Origin of the sequence: Corallincola spongiicola (assembly GCF_004284785.1) — a bacterium.
Classification (GTDB): domain Bacteria; phylum Pseudomonadota; class Gammaproteobacteria; order Enterobacterales; family Neiellaceae; genus Corallincola; species Corallincola holothuriorum.
Map to the genome: position 1 here is coordinate 165,983 of NZ_SHLY01000003.1, position 16,080 is coordinate 182,062.

The following is a 16,080-nucleotide window of genomic DNA, read 5'->3' on the forward strand; positions in this document are numbered from 1 at the left end:
CCTGATGTTCGGCGAATTAAGCCATCAAATACTGAGCTGGTCATTTGCATCTCTCAGTCACTTCCTGCTTCAGTGGAAGGTTGACGAACATCATCTTGCGAGTAAAAAAACTGGCTGATTTATTGGTTTGTGACGTCACTTCTATTTCTACCCTTGTTCGCTCACTAAACTAAACGGCCATATACGTATTATGTAGAACGCTAATGCGGCGCTTTTTCATCAGTGATACCGAGCATTTCTCTCTCTTAAAACTCAGTCGCCAATTGCTCTGTGTATTGCTGTGTTGTGTCAGTTTCAGCGTCATCGCCAAAAGACCTGTGGTGTTAGTGATTGATAGTTATCACCAAGGCTACGGTTGGGTTGACCATTATCAACAGGGGATCACAGAAGCTTTAGCTAAAAGAGCACAACTGCATTTTTATCAATTAGATGCCAAGCGCTTGCCTGTCGATGCGTATGAGAATAGAGCCGAACAGGCGTGGCAAACTTACCTTGCACTGAAACCTGATGTGGTGATCTTGTGTGATGATGAAGCGGTGGCCTTGCTAACTATAAGGATCTCCAACCACGGTACGCCGGTGGTCTATTTTGGCGTCAATAGTGATGCCAGGGATCACGGCTTGCTGAAATTGGAGAATGTTTCCGGATTGGTTGAGCGGCCATTGTTTAAGCGTTCGCTGGCATACCTACGAGAACTGCTGCCGTTGCCGCCGAAAAAGGTGTTGGTGTTATGGGATGATAGCCCGACAGCGCAGCGTACTTTAGTAGAGTCCTTTGATGGTGGGGGGACAACGACAGTCTATGGTATTCAGGTGGAACATCGACAGGTCAGTCATGTCAGTGCGTGGCAGCAATCTATAGTGACGAGTCAACAACAGGGCTTTGACGCCGTGGTGGTGGGTTTGTATCAAAAACTATTAGATGAGCAAGATCTGCAGGTGGATGATAGCGCCTTACTGGCGTGGACATCGCAACACACACCTTTACCTATTTTCTCTTTTTGGGACTTCGCAGTCGGCAAGCGTGGCACTATTGGCGGCTTGGTCATGTCAGGAAAAGAGCAGGGGCGGGCTGCGGCAAAACGGGCTGAGTTGTTTATCCACAAAATACCTATGAGCAGCTTCCCCTCTACCGAAAATTCGGGCTATTTCATCTTTAGTCGTGAGCAGTTAAAGCGCTGGCAGATTGTCTTGCCTGAACAGATAGAAGAGATTGCGACTTTAGTCGAGTAACGGCTGTTTTGACTGTCTTTTTTGACTGCACGGTGCTAAAAAAAGTAGACAGGTATTTAATGCTTTAGCGTTATGGATGGCGTTAACCATTACTTTTGATGCATGAAGCATCTGCCAAAAGGATCCTTTCATGAGTATGCGTAAGAAAATGCTGCTGTTGGCGTTATTGCCAACGCTAGCGATGTTTTTAATCACCTCTTTTTTGACTGTGTATCAGTTGAACCAAGTCTCTCAAGTGAGTATCGACTCCTCCAGACTGACCTTGTTAGAGGCGGAAAAATTAAAGCTGAAGAATCTGATTGAATCTGCCAAGTCGTCGGTGCAACCGATACTCGGTGACAGTAGTCTTAGTCGTGATGAAAAGGCCTTGCGGGTAAAAGAGCTGCTTAGTCATATCAAATTTGGTGATGATGGTTACCTTTTTGGTTATGACGGCCAGGGCGTGCGCCGCCTGCTTGGCAGTTCAGATAAAGGTCTCGGGGATTCCTTTATCGGCTTAAAGGATGCTGATGGCGTATTTTTTGTGAAGGATCTGATCAGCAAAGCGCAGGGTGGGGGAGGCTATGTGTTTTATAGCTTTCCGAAACCGGGTTCGAGCGACCCTAAACCGAAAGTAAGTTACGCCGCTTCGTTGCCAGAATTAGATTGGATGATTGGCGTTGGCACCTATATCGATTTCATCGATGAGAAAGCCGCAGAGCTTGAAGCGCAGCAGGATGAAACACTGAATAGCATCTTGGCGCTTTATCTCACCGTCGCCATTGTTGTCTTCGCTATCGCTTTGGGCTTTGTATTGATAGTGTCCCAGCGTTTAACTCAGCGCCTAACCACGGTGAAAGATCGTCTGTTAGAGATCTCGCAAGGTGACGGTGATTTGACTCAGCGGCTGGTGATTAAAGCTGATGATGAGATTGGTGCGCTTGCTGCTGCATTCAACGATTTTGTTGATAAGGTGCATAAGACGGTTGCGCAGATTGGCAGCGCTGTATCGGAGTTAACTGATACCAGTATCGAAATGGCAGATTTAGCCCATGGCACTAAATCCACGATCCAGGCGCAGCGTGAAGAGACCGACTTGGTGGCGACCGCAATGAATGAGATGAGTGCGTCGTCAGCGGAAGTGGCACGTTCGGCGGAAGATGCGGCGAGAGCCGCCTCGTCAGCGGATGAAGGTGGGGCGGAAGCACAGCATGTGGTGGCGCAAACGGCTGATGCGATCAATCAATTGGAATCAGAGATCGGCCACAGTGCCAGTGCCATCGAGACCTTGGCCAATGATGTGGAATCGATTGTTACCGTTCTGGATGTGATCCGTAGTATCGCAGAGCAAACCAACCTGTTGGCATTGAATGCTGCGATTGAAGCGGCGCGGGCTGGTGAGCAGGGGCGCGGCTTTGCCGTGGTGGCGGATGAAGTGCGCTCATTGGCGAAACGGACGCAGGAGAGTACTGCAGAGATCCAGCAGATGATTGAGCGCTTACAAAGTGGATCCAGGGAAGCGATCACGACGATGAGCAATAGCCGTGAAGCGGGAGAAACTGCAGTGGAGAGAGCGACTGCAGCTACGGCAGCGCTGCAAGCGATTGCCGATGCCATCGGTCTGATCAGCAATATGAATGAGCAGATCGCCAGCGCTTCAGAAGAGCAGAGCACGGTGGGAGAATCCATTAATCAGAGCGTTATCAAGATTGCAGATAACGCCACTGAAGCCGAAGGCTCAGCGGTGAATGCGCAGGGTGTCAGTGAAAAGCTGGCAGAGTTAGGGGATCGCTTAAAGGGGCTAGTTGGCCAGTTTAAGTTCTGATCGCCTACTGTTTGCTTACTGAGATAAGGCCCCGCGATTCGGGGCCTTTTTTATCGGCTTGTGGGTGAACTAGATGCTGTTCTCTGCGATATAGTTATCCACTAGACGTTCGAGGATATCCAAGGGTACAGCGCCATTTTTCAGTACCACATCGTGGAAGTCCCGTAGATCAAATCTATCACCTAGCTGCTGCTGCGCGCGTTGGCGCAACTCGAGGATCTTGATCATCCCTACTTTATAGGCCGTTGCCTGACCAGGCATGACGATATAGCGTTCAATCTCTGCTACGACATCGCTTTCTGCCATACCGGTATTGGCCAACATATAGTCGATGGCCTGTTCGCGAGTCCAGCGTTTATGGTGAATACCGGTATCCACGACCAGGCGCACTGCGCGGAACAGCTCAGCACCTAGCCGACCGATGTTGTCGTAGGGATCATCCTGAAAGCCAAGTTCCCAGGCTAGTTGCTCGGCATAGAGTGCCCAGCCTTCGGTATAAGCGGTAAAGGGTGCCATGCGGCGGACGAAAGGCATTCCTTCCAGCTCCATGGCGATGGCTATTTGGAAGTGATGACCAGGAATGCCTTCGTGGTAGGCAAGGGTACGCATACCATATTTAGGGGTTGCTTTGACGTCGTATAGATTGGCGAAGAATCGACCGGGGCGGCTGCCGTCAATGGCGGGCTGCTGGTAGTACGCGCCAGGGGAGGTTTTTTCTTTGAACTCGGGAATACGTACCACTTCCATACCTGCTTTTGGACGAATGCGGAAAGCCTCGTCGAGGCCTGCATTGATCTCATCGAGGATCAGCTGGTAGTCGACCAGGATCTGTTCGCGTCCGCTATCACTGTCTTCATAGTAGAACTCGGGCTTGTCTGACAATTCGGCCATTGCGGCGGTAAAACCGTGACTGGTCGTGATGCCCTGTGCTGCTAGTATCGCCAGCATCTGTGCTTGAATGCGGTCGACTTCAGTTAATCCCAGATCATGGATCTGGTCGGCGGTGTAATCTGTGGTGGTAAACAGTTTGAGTGCTAGGGCATAGGCTTGATCACCATTGGGTAGGTGCCAATAGCCGTCGTCACTGCCTGCTTTGTCTGCTAAGGCGGTGAAGTAGTCAATAAACAGCTGGTAGGCAGGATAGACATGGTTTGTCATCTCTGTAGTGGCTTGTGCCAATAATGCAGCGCTTTGCTCCGTACTGATGCTATCTACGTTTTCTAGCTTGCGACCGAAAGAGGTGATAAGAATGTTTTCATCGGTAGGCGTGGCAACAAACGCTTGCATCTCATCCAATACGCGGTCGATAACAAAACGGGGAGGGATGATCCCAGCCTCCTCTCTTAATTTGAGCCCTTGTAGATTCTCGGCGAACTTACGTTGCACATCTTGAAGGCGGGCAATGTAATTCTCTGCGTCTTTGAGGCTGTTTACTTGATGCTGTGCCTCCATAAAGCTGGGATAGCCATTTTGTACGCCAAATAGTTGATTGACAGGGTAAGTGTGTAGCTTGTATGGCTCCGCAGCGATAAAAGTATCGAGTAAATAGGCGGTGATCTCTTGTGACAATGCTTCTTGCCCCTCAAGGTCATCGTACTGATCTAACCCGGCGCGAAACTGTTTAATCGTGGCAAACAGTTCGGTCGTTTTCTCCGGTCTGTCATCATCAAGTTTGGCGTTGTGTCCCGTAATACCGACCGACTCAAGAAAGCCTAGCGAGGTGAGCGTTTCTGGGCTATCAAACGCGATTTTGACCACTTCGCGGTCAAGAAAGGCGCGGAATAGTATGGGCTTGTCGGCGTACCATTCATGGGCACCAAAGGCGCCAGCAAGCAGCACGAGGGTGAGTAAGCTGGCACCCAGCCATTTAATAGTTTTTTTTATCATATTAATTCGATCCCTGGATTTATTAGAGCCAATCACCCTGAGGTGGCAGCGAGAAGTTTCTGCTGGCTCCTCACATGAAACTGGCAACAATAAATTAACATAGGAACCACCTCGTTATGGGTAGGGTTATTGGTAGATGTTTTACAAAATGTGTCTGTGTGAAGTGATCTATATTCGTTATGAAATCAACAGCGTAATTCAAACGAGCTTGATATCGTCATGGCGTTGTCTTGAGTTGCTTCGCTGAACTGAAATAAGAGTTAAAATTGGCGCCAGCTCCATGTTTTTTTGTTTCGCCCGAAGGGGTTAAGTGCTCACTGTTTTAGTGTTTGCTTTATTTGGTTCCTATCGCCGCGGTGGTCATTTCGCGGCATTGATGTTGCCAATGGCTAGCTGCGCGATCCGATCTCATGGCTGAATTTACGTGCCTATATGTTAAAAAACTATCATATTGCGCCAATCAATATACAAATAACGACAGCTTTCTCACCCGCAACAAAAAGCGATTTGAAAACCTTTTCTCGCATTGATCCAGAACAGTTTTTGCTTAACTAACCCTGCCTCTGTATGTAATTTAAACAGCCTTATGATACCGATCTCACTGTATAACTTAGATCTAACATTTTGATTGAATAACAAACGCCAACTGGCTATTTTATCATCTGTCATAAAATTGACGTTGGTTACCCGTTAGTAGATTTGTATTCGGTATTTTTTTTATCATCGAAAATTCGTTGCGAATACTGCTGATAAATATGACTTAATTTGCTTTGTTACTTTGTGTGCGGATGTGGCTACTCGCTGCTTTGGCGGCTTGCTCCAAGTTATCAGCTTGCTTGGATGACGCGGTAAACGCATACACATTTGTCAGGTTAAGCTCATTATTGCCATATTTTTGATGTTAAATATGGTAGCGGTAACGTACCCTGCTTCAATTTTAGCTGAAGGTGCTGTTGGATCGAGAGCCATCTGTGATGGGGATGAAAAGGAGCGCAGCATTTTCATTGTGAAGGGTGTTTAACGTCGTTTTAGTGGTGACAAAGCGTCATTGGGGCGAAGAATTCAAGGGTTTGACTCGTTAGTGAGGCGACCTTTTTTTTAATCCGCGCAGGAAGCAGTCGCGTGGAAACTTTAAGCAAGAACCGAGACAGGTTCATACACGAAGGAAATATCATGAAGCGGCTAGCAAAGACAGCCAGTATCAGCGCCATCGCGGCGGCGATGCTAGGACTATCAGGCCAGGCATATTCGAAAGATGTGGCTGTTCACCTGTTTGAATGGAAGTGGACAGAGATCGCCAACGAATGTGAAACATTCCTCGGCCCAAAAGGCTATAACGCAGTACAAATCTCCCCGCCTAATGAGCATGTTGATGCACCTGGCGATGAGAACAATGATGCTTGGTGGGTGCGTTATCAGCCTGTCAGCTTCGTAAATTTAACTAGCCGCAGCGGTACCGAAGCGGAATTGCAGGATATGATCCAACGCTGTAACGCGGTGGGTGTAGAGGTTATTGCGGATGCCGTGATCAACCATATGGCTAACTACCCTGCAGGTTTCGGTGTAGGTAGCGGCGGCTCCGTTTGGAACAGTAACAATGCTGACTACCCAGATATGGATGGTTGGGGTAATGATTTCCATACGTGTCTTGACGAGATTAACTGGAACGACAAAGAATCTACTTGGGGCTGCCAACTCAGCGGCATGCCTGATATCAGAACTGAAAACCCAGCGACACAGGATAAACTTGCCGCCTACCTGAACAAATTGACAGGCATGGGTGTGGCTGGCTTCCGTATCGATGCGGCTAAATCTATTCGTCCTAGCGAACTGAATACTATTTTGGAAAAAGCCGGTAATCCTTGGGCATTCCTTGAAGTGATCGACAACGGTGATGCCGTTGGTTTGGATGATTATGACTGGATGTATTCGTTGCTGACTGAATTTGGTTATGCGACCAAAATGCGCGAGCTGTTTGTTGATGGCGGTAAACTCAGCTGGCTAAGCACGTTCGGCGACAGCTGGATGTCTATTAATAGCGATAAAGCTTGGGTATTCATCACCAACCATGACCGTGAGCGTGGCCATGGTGGCGGCGGCACTATCCACTATAGCGAGCCGAACGGCGCGCAAAACCTTGCCACCGTGTTTATGTTGGCTCACCCCTTCGGTACGCCAAAAGTGCATACCAGCTTTGAGTTTAGCGATGGCGATCAAGGCCGTCCAAATAGCACCGCAGATTGCTCAAGCAATGAGTGGGTATGTCAGCATCGCTGGGGCAACATTGCCAACATGGTTGCATTCCGGAATGAAGCCGGAGACGCACCAGTGGCTAACTGGTGGGATAACGGCAACAGTCAGATCGCTTTCAGTCGTGGCGACCGCGGTTTTGTTGTGATCAATAACGAAGGTGGCACCTTGAACCAGTCGTTGCAAACAGGCCTAAAAGCAGGTCAGTACTGCGATGTGATGTCTAGCCTCGACGAATGCGCAGGCGACATTATCACTGTGGATGACAATGGTGTTGCTACTTTCGCGGTTGCTGGATATAGCGCTGCGGCGATCCATGTTGGCTTCCAGCCATTCAACCAAGATAAGCCTGTTGCTGTGATTACTGGTGCACCTGCCCGTGTTGACGTAGGCACATCTGTTTTGCTTGACGCTAGTTCGTCAACTGATGCTGACGGCTATGTCGTTGGCTATAAGTGGAGTACTGGTGAGACAACTGCTGCGATCACTAAGGTGCTGGATACCGAAGGTCTGCAGACATTCAGCGTGACTGTTGAAGATAACGACGGCCTGTTTGGTACTGCTGAAGTGAAGATCCAGGTCGGTGATGCACCAGCAGAATGTCGCTTTGGTAGCTTGTACTTCCGTGGCACAGCTAATGGCTGGGCAGCGACGGAAATGACATGTGTCGAAGAAAATGTTTGGGAAGCCGAAGTGACATTTGATGGTCAGGCTGATCAGCGTTTCAAGCTTGATGTGAATGGTGACTGGAGTGAAAACTACGGTGATACCGGTGCTGATGGCACGCTTGAGCAAACCGGTACTGACATCTTTACTGATGTGGTAGGAAAGTATGCTGTACGTGTTAACGACAGCACCATGACCTATGAACTGAAGTTGATAGAGGGTGTTGATGAGAAGCCAGTCGCAGTGGTGACACCTTCGTCAGTGACGGTTGATCTCGGTGACACCGTGACTTTCAGCGCGACCGACTCTACCGATGATAAGGGTATTGATGGTTATGACTGGAGCACAGGTGACAGCGATGCCACCATCCAGGTGACATTCAATCAGTTGGGCACGCAGCAAGTGACGGTTACTGTTATCGACACTGCTGGTCAAACGGATACTGCGGTTGCCACTGTGACTGTTGTTGACCCTGGTGAGTATCAGAGCAATCTTGATTCACTTAATTTCCGTGGCACTGCCAATGGTTGGAATGCTTCTGCAATGACCCTGATTGCGGATAACACTTGGCAGATCCAAGTAAGCTTTGACGGTCAAGCCGAGCAACGCTTCAAGTTTGATGTGCTGGGTGACTGGAGTAACAACTTCGGTGATGACGGTGCTGACGGTAGCTTGGAGCAGACCGGTGCTGATATCTACACTGATGTTTCTGGTGAATATCTAGTGACGGTTAATGACGACACCATGACTTACACCATCAAGCCAGTTGCTTGCGATGATTGCGGTTTTAACAGCAACTTAGATTCACTCTATTTCCGCGGTACGCCCAATGGTTGGACGACAACAGCGATGACGCTGGTTGCCGATAACACTTGGTTCGTGGAAGTGGCCTTTGATGGTCAAGCTGACCAGCGCTTCAAGTTTGATGTCCATGGTGACTGGAGCTACAACTTCGGCGATGACGGTGCTGATGGTAGCTTAGAGCAAACCGGTGCTGACATTTACACTAACGCCAATGAAACGTTGGGCGTGACGGTAAATGATGCCGACATGACCTATACCTTCACAACGCCATAAGTCATGTAACCCCTTAGCCATCCGCCTCTTCTCCTTTGGGAGGTGGGTGGCACCTTCTTTACCCTTTGTTTTACCCCTACATCGCGTCGTATTGATTACGTCGCAGCGGGTTCGTACCCCCGTAATAATCTACGTATTCGCCTCGACGCGTTACGTATCTCGGCAATGGTCTGAGCCCGAACGTGAATCATCGTTTGGAAAGAGAAAAAATAATGAAAACTAAATGTGTACCCTCGTGTTTTAAGTTAAAGCGCAGCGTCTCTGCGATCGCGCTTGGCTTAGGTTTGGGCTTGAGCGGCTTGCCAGCTGTTCATGCTGAGATCGCAGCCACGCATATCTACCATAACCATATGCCCAACTTCTGGCCGTTTTATGATGTGTCGACATATGATGCGACGGCGGTTGGTGCGCCTATCCGTTATACCTATGACGGCCAGGTGATCCTGCTCAAGCAGAATCCGCCAGCTAATTACAGCTTCTTTATTCCGGGCAGTGGTGCACCCATGCCCCATGATGATTTGGTTGCCTACTACTCTCACCACGCAAAAGTGGGGGCTTATCAGGGTTGGCCATCGGATACCGCTAAGGCAAACAATGGTAACCATCCATTGAGCCAAACCCATGTCACCATGTCCGCATCCGTTATCAATAACGTACAGAGCTTCACCGAATTGGGGCTGATGGGCGACTACCACTCAGGTTGGGGTAACTATTGGCGCGAAACTCAGCAAAACACCAAAACCAGCGGTGGCTATAATGCCTTGGATACGATCCACTTTACTGGTCACCACTCGATGGGACCGTTGGTGGGGAATGATTACTTCCTAAAAGATCTGATCTATCAGAATGTAACGCTGGCGCAGGACTATTTCCTCGGTGATTCATTCAGATCATCGAAAGGCTTTTTCCCTACTGAGTTAGGCTTTTCCGAGCGTTTAATTCCAGCTTTGACTAAGTTGGGTATTGAGTGGTCGGTATTGGGTAATGTGCACTACTCACGCACCCTGCGTGACTATCCTTACCTCAATGATCCTGGGGTCGACACCATGGTGTCACCACCAAACCGCGCTGACCTGCAAAATGTCAGCAATGTCGGTGACTGGGTCTCGTTACCTATGTTTAACGAAGCACAGGTCACCCAGAATAAGTTCCCGTTTGCGTCGATCCCGCACTGGGTACAGTACGTTGATCCTGAAACTGCTGAGCAGCATAAAGTGGCCGGTATTCCAGTCGAGCAAGCCAGCTCCTGGGAAGAGGGCTATCAATGTAAGGTCACCGCTGATGCGATTAAGGCGTATGAGCTGGATGCCACCACTATCGGTCGTACGCAGTACTTCGTTATCGCTCATGACGGCGATAACTCACAGGGCTGTGCGGGTGACTCCAACACTTGGTATAACTCTGGTCGCGTGACTTATGCTGATTCTGGCGTTACCGCCAAAGGCGTTGATGAATACCTGAAGGCCCATCCAATCCCTGAAAATGATGTAGTTCATGTACAGGATGGTTCCTGGATCGATACCCGCGATTCCTCTGCGGATCCTACGTGGTATCACTGGCATATCCCGATGGGCGTATGGTCAGGTCAGATGGCAGACTTTAATCGTGTCAATGACACCGAGTATGTAGCTGAGCGCCAGCACATGGTATCGATGGAGTTTGGTTATCACTACCTAGAGCGTAACTTTGCTTTGCTGCAAGCGGCAGAGAACTATGCCAAGACTGCAGAGCAGATCTGGTTACTGGACAACCCGAACTACTGGCAGCCAACCACGGCTATGGATCACGAAGTGACCTATCCGGGTAACCAGCTGAACCCTTGGATGCTTTCATATCCGGTGAAAGGTGATGCGGATAATAACTACGCCGGTGGTGCAAACCCCGCCGAGTTGGGTTGGTACTTCCTGATCGCCGCAATTGATTCTGGTTTCGGTTACTACGATGAGAACGTGGATGATGGTGTTAAACCGACCATTTCGTTCAATCAGTCGTTGCACTTTACCCAGCCGTACGTTGAAGCCAACATCAGCAAAGATAGCATTGGCCCATCACTTTGGTGGCCGCAGCGCTATCCATACAATCCGGGCAGCGCAAACAAGAGTAAAGCGGAAGGTTGGGCATCGCTGTACGCCGACACCAAGTTTGCTATCTACACCTATGCCTTTGATGTCAGTGGCATGCAGGACATCAAAGTGAAGGTGCGTACCCACACGAACAAGTGGGCAGACGCCAACGATAAGACATTTAAGCTTTACGATCCTAAAGCTCATAGCTCAGATCCTGCGGTAGATCCGTCGCGCGTGGGTGACTGGAAGTCGTTTGACATGGTGGAGCGGGATCTGACCCCAGACATCAATGGTGTTGAGTGGCAACCTGCGGGCAAAGAGATGTTTGAAGTGGTACCGGCACAGAAGATCGGTAACCTCTTCTACACCTACATCGATGAGTATCAGGAGCAGTTGCTCGATTACTACATCGAAGCCGTTGATACCAAAGGCAACGTCACTCGCAGTGAGATCCAGCAGGTATATGTTGGTGCTGGTCGATTCAAGAATGAAGGCGGCAAGTTGATCGAAGACGTCAATGGTGATGTCGCCGGTGAGCGTGCTTTCTTTAGTGATGATTGGGATGGTAACAAGCGTCCTGTTGCCGTGATCAACCCTGGCAGTCAAAAAGTAGAACGCGGTACTGAATTGGTACTGAGTGCTGCAGAATCTACTGATGCTGATGGCACCATCGCAGGGTATGAATGGAGCACAGGTGAAACCACTGCTGAAATTACAGTCACTGTGGATGAGAAAAGCACTTATTCAGTGACCGTGACGGATGATCGCGGTAAGACTGATGCCACCAGTGTCACCATGAGTATTCTTGGTGAAACGGTCAGCTCAAACTTGTACTACAAGGACACCAATAGCTGGGGCCAAGTCTGCCTGCACTACACCATCGATGGCACGACAACCTGGACCACGGCACCTGGCGTACAGATGGAAAGCTTGGGTGAAAACTGGTTCAGCTATACCGTTGAACTGGAAGATGATCTGCCGTTGGAGTTTGTCGCCAACAACTGTAGCGGAGCTTGGGACAACAATGGTGGCCAGAACTATCAAGTGACTGGCGGTGACTGGTCGTTGGCTGCGGGTGTGATTACTGCAGGCAAGCCAAACATTGATACCAACCAAGCACCAGTAGCGAGTATCTCTCCGGCGAGCAAAACGGTAGCGAAAGGCACTGTTGTTGCGCTGTCTGCTGCGGGCTCAACGGATAGTGATGGTGAGATTGTTAGCTATAGCTGGAGTACCGGTGAAACAGGCGAAGCGATCTCTGTCACCGTGAATGAGACACAGGATATCTCTGTGACAGTGACGGACGACGGCGGCAAAACCTCCACCACGTCAGTCACCTTGACCGTACCTGCTAACCAGGTACCAGTGGCTGTTATTACGCCAGCCAGCCAGACTGTAGACGCGGGCACGCTGGTGACGTTAAGCGCAGAAGGTTCCAGTGATGCGGACGGTGCTATTGCCGGCTATCTATGGACCACAGGTGAGACCACCTCAAGTATCACCGTGACGGCAAACAGCACTATGACTGTGGGTGTCACAGTGACCGATGATGAAGGTGCCAGCGCTTCGGCCGAAGCCACTATCACTGTCAGCAGTGGTGGCTATCAATCCAACTGGAATCAGATCTACTTCCGCGGGACCGCGAATGGCTGGGCAACTTCGGCGATGACTTTGACGGCTGACAACACTTGGCAGTTAGAGGTGGAGTTCGATGGTCAAAGCGAGCAGCGTTTCAAGCTCGACGTAAACGGTGATTGGAGTCTGAACTACGGCGACAACAACAATGATGGTGTGTTAGAGCAAACGGGTAGTGATATTTATACCGACGTTGCTGGTACCTATCTGTTGACTGTTAATGACAGCACCATGGCCTACGACTTGCAGCCAATCAGTGTCTGCAGTGATTGCACGACTTACTCCAGTACGTTCGCTCAGCTCTATTTCCGCGGTACGCCCAATGGTTGGACGGCCACAGAAATGACGCTGATCGCTAACAATACATGGCAATTGGAAGTGGATTTTGATGGCCAAGATCAGCAGCGCTATAAGTTTGATGTGAATGGTGACTGGTCACAAAACTACGGCGACAACAACAGTGATGGTGTACTGGATCAGGCTGGGAGTGACATCTTCACTGGTCTGTCTGGACTCTATATCGTCACAGTTAATGATCAGGACATGAGCTACTCGGTGTCCATGTACTAATTCGCTGGCATTGGTCAATGGATTAGGCAAATCAGAGGGCTGGCTCAATTGTTGAGCCAGCCCTTTTTTGTCTGCTTTGCTGTGATGAATGAGTGCTTTTTATCAATGCTGAAAAATAAGATGATAGCGATCACATTGGCATCATTTTGCAACCGGTTTTCGTTGAGTTGATAACGATAATTGGTTAATTTGTAACCATGTGAGTTAAGGCTACCTCATCGGCTCTTAGACATCCTGTTTTGCAATATACCTGTATCCCATTATTAGTTTCTTGTTGATTAAAATTACAAAATAAACATAGGCTTAAAATGAACATTAAATTACTGAGAACCCCGGCAAAGCGATTGTGTGCAATCACAATCGCTGCTGGTTTGTTGGTACCGAACGCATACGCGGATTGGTTTTTTCGTGGTACGCCAAACGGCTGGGCGACAACGGCTCTAACCGCTGGTAGCGGTACCGAGCTTACCCTTTGTCAGAGCTTCGGCAATGGCGACGGGAATGGTGGTCCGCGTTTCAAAATTGACCGTTATGGCGATTGGAGTGAAAACTACCCTGGTGCCGATTATAGCGTGGCGGGTAATGCGAGCTACCAGATCACATTCTTTAGCGACAGTCATGACCTTGATGTGGTGCCGGTTGCCAGTTGTGATGAAGATCCTGACGGTTTCAAAAAGAACTTTACCAGCCTGAATTTCCGCGGCACAGCCAATGGTTGGACGGCAACCCCAATGGTGTTAGTGGCGGACAATACGTGGGAGCTGGAGGTCAATCTTGATGGTCAGCCAAACCAGCGGTTTAAGTTTGACCTCTATGGTGATTGGGCGACCAACTACGGCGACAATAATGCTGATGGTGTATTAGAGCAGACCGGTGGTGATATCTTTAACACGGGTTCCGGTGATTATAAGATCACAGTCAACGATCTCTCGCTGGCTTACACCGTCACCCCGCTCGATATCTGTGTTGAAGATTGCTGTGAGACGGATTGTTGTGAAACTGATTGCGGTGGCGACGAGGTCGCAACATTAGGTGCGGTCTATAGTGCCGATAAAACGACATTCTCTATCTGGTCTCCCGACCATAGCAATGTAGAGTTGCGATTGGATGGTCAAACCTATGCGATGGCTAAAGTTGCTGAGTTTGAGGGCTACAATGATGTTTACCAGGTCACCGTCGACGGTGATTGGCATCTGAAAACCTACTCTTTCATGATCAACGATATCGCCGTTCGCGACCCATACGGCAAGATGGTTGAGCCGAATACGCAAAATAACATCGTCATGGATATGAGCCGTACAGATCTAGCGGCAGACTGGGCTCCTACGCCAGCATTTGCCGCCCGTGAAGACGCGGTGATCTATGAAGTGCATATTCGTGATTTCACCATCCATGCCAGTGCCGGTGTGTCTGCTGAGAAGCGCGGTAAATTCTTAGGTATGGTTGAGCCTGGTACCCGCTATAACAGCGTGGCGACAGGTATTGATCACCTGAAAGAGTTGGGTGTTACTCATGTGCAGTTGCTACCTGTGTATGACTTTGGCTCTTGTCCTGATCTGGCAGATACCGATTGTTATAACTGGGGTTACGATCCACGTAACTTTAATGTGCCAGAAGAGCGCTATTCACAAACTCCTTACGATTATGAAAATCGTGCTCGTGAATTCAAGCAGATGGTCGATGGGTTCCATAAAGCTGGGATCCGGGTAGTGATGGACGTGGTATACAACCATACCTACGCCGATGAGATGTTTGAGAACATTACCGACAAGTACTACACCGACAGCGACCTCTCCGGTACGGGTAACTCTGTTGATGCTAACGTGCCAATGGTGAGCCGGATGATCCGCGACTCGTTGGAGTATTGGGTGCGCGAGTACAACATTGATGGCTTCCGCTTTGATCTGATTGGTATCTTTGATTATGACGAAGTAGGGGAGTGGGGACGCCACCTGAACGCGACTTTCCCTGACCGTAACCTGCTTATTTATGGTGAACCATGGAACGGCTATGCCAGCGATCCTAGAGAAGCTGAGCGCGTACGTTTAGGCACTATTGGCCGAATTGCCGATGCCCGCGTTGGTGTGTTCAATCCTAAATTCCGTGAAGCGATTAAAGGCCTGAATGATCAAGCTGGATGTAATGCCGGTGATTGTTTTGCTTTCAACAACAACCCTGATGTTTGGCGCATAGAAGTGGGCTCTCGTGGCGCTATCCGTTACTCCAACAGCAATCCTAATGAGGCTATCGATACTTGGGATCCGATGTTTGCGATGGATCCGGAGCAGACCATCAACTATGTGTCTGCCCATGATAATTTGGCACTAAGGGATAAGATCCTACAGTGGGCTGACCTTAATGGTGTGTCCCGCAGTTCGACTTACCTGCGCCGTATTCAGATGTTTGCCAATGGTATCGTATTGACCAGTCAGGGCGTGCCTTTCCTGCATGGTGGTGTCGAGATCATGCGTGACAAACAGGAAGATCATAACAGCTACCGTTCACCAGATAGCATCAATCAGTACTACTGGAACTGGAAGCAGGATAACGCTGATGTATTCGCCTATTACCAGGATGTGATCGCCATGCGCAATGCACACCCAGGATTTAGGCTAACCAGTTGGGATGCGATTAACAATGATGTGATCAGCGAACGCCCACGATACGGTGTGTTGGTAAACCGCATTGCTGCTGAGTATCACGGTGATAGCTGGAAGCAGATCATCGTCATTTACAACAGTTCTGACAATTTCACTTACCAGCTGCCATCGGGTACTTGGAAAGTGGCAATGGAGAAATCTGATCCAGCGGCGGGTAATGGACGTCAGGTCAGTGGCTCTATTGTGGCTGAAGGTACGGCTGTAACTGTGCTGTATCAAGACTAATTCAGTGG

Annotated in this window: 6 protein-coding genes; 5 read left to right on the top strand and 1 reads right to left on the bottom strand. The window is 49.3% G+C overall.

Annotated features, from left to right (window positions below):
* Positions 1–203: 203 nt before the first annotated feature.
* Both EXY25_RS11085 and EXY25_RS11090 read left to right on the top strand, forming a co-directional pair.
* Positions 204–1,232 carry an ABC transporter substrate-binding protein gene (locus EXY25_RS11085; RefSeq protein ID WP_130566827.1) on the top strand — a complete coding sequence of 343 codons (1,029 nt, stop codon included), beginning with the start codon at positions 204–206 and terminating at the stop codon, positions 1,230–1,232.
* A 130-nt stretch (positions 1,233–1,362) separates the two neighbouring features.
* Positions 1,363–3,036, top strand: a complete 1,674-nt coding sequence (locus EXY25_RS11090; protein WP_130566828.1) for a methyl-accepting chemotaxis protein — start codon at positions 1,363–1,365, stop codon at positions 3,034–3,036.
* Between the two features lie 69 nt (positions 3,037–3,105).
* On the opposite strand, the gene EXY25_RS11095 is transcribed toward EXY25_RS11090, so the two are convergent.
* The gene (locus EXY25_RS11095; RefSeq protein WP_246019544.1) at positions 3,106–4,923 is read right to left on the bottom strand and encodes a DUF885 domain-containing protein; all 1,818 of its coding nucleotides are present in this window, start codon (positions 4,921–4,923) and stop codon (positions 3,106–3,108) included.
* Between the two features lie 1,173 nt (positions 4,924–6,096).
* On the opposite strand from EXY25_RS11095, the gene EXY25_RS11100 reads away from it, so the two are divergent.
* The 3 genes from EXY25_RS11100 (at position 6,097) to EXY25_RS11110 (ending at position 16,072) form a co-directional block, all read left to right on the top strand.
* Positions 6,097–8,916, top strand: a complete 2,820-nt coding sequence (locus EXY25_RS11100; RefSeq protein WP_130566829.1) for an alpha amylase C-terminal domain-containing protein — start codon at positions 6,097–6,099, stop codon at positions 8,914–8,916.
* Positions 8,917–9,128: 212 nt separating this feature from the next.
* Complete coding sequence (locus EXY25_RS11105; RefSeq protein WP_130566830.1) at positions 9,129–13,187, top strand: carbohydrate binding domain-containing protein; 4,059 nt, start codon at positions 9,129–9,131, stop codon at positions 13,185–13,187.
* 308 nt (positions 13,188–13,495) lie between these two features.
* Positions 13,496–16,072, top strand: coding sequence for an alpha-amylase family glycosyl hydrolase (locus EXY25_RS11110; RefSeq protein WP_130566831.1), 2,577 nt, complete (start codon positions 13,496–13,498; stop codon positions 16,070–16,072).
* Positions 16,073–16,080 lie beyond the last annotated feature (8 nt).

What these genes read in the sequence shown, in the direction of transcription:
- EXY25_RS11100 (WP_130566829.1), top strand. Translation starts at nt 6,097, where the DNA reads ATGAAGCGGCTAGCAAAGACAGCCAGTATCAGCGCCATCGCGGCGGCG.
- EXY25_RS11085 (WP_130566827.1), top strand. Translation starts at nt 204, where the DNA reads ATGCGGCGCTTTTTCATCAGTGATACCGAGCATTTCTCTCTCTTAAAA.
- EXY25_RS11095 (WP_246019544.1), bottom strand. Translation starts at nt 4,923, where the DNA reads ATGATAAAAAAAACTATTAAATGGCTGGGTGCCAGCTTACTCACCCTC.
- EXY25_RS11105 (WP_130566830.1), top strand. Translation starts at nt 9,129, where the DNA reads ATGAAAACTAAATGTGTACCCTCGTGTTTTAAGTTAAAGCGCAGCGTC.
- EXY25_RS11090 (WP_130566828.1), top strand. Translation starts at nt 1,363, where the DNA reads ATGAGTATGCGTAAGAAAATGCTGCTGTTGGCGTTATTGCCAACGCTA.
- EXY25_RS11110 (WP_130566831.1), top strand. Translation starts at nt 13,496, where the DNA reads ATGAACATTAAATTACTGAGAACCCCGGCAAAGCGATTGTGTGCAATC.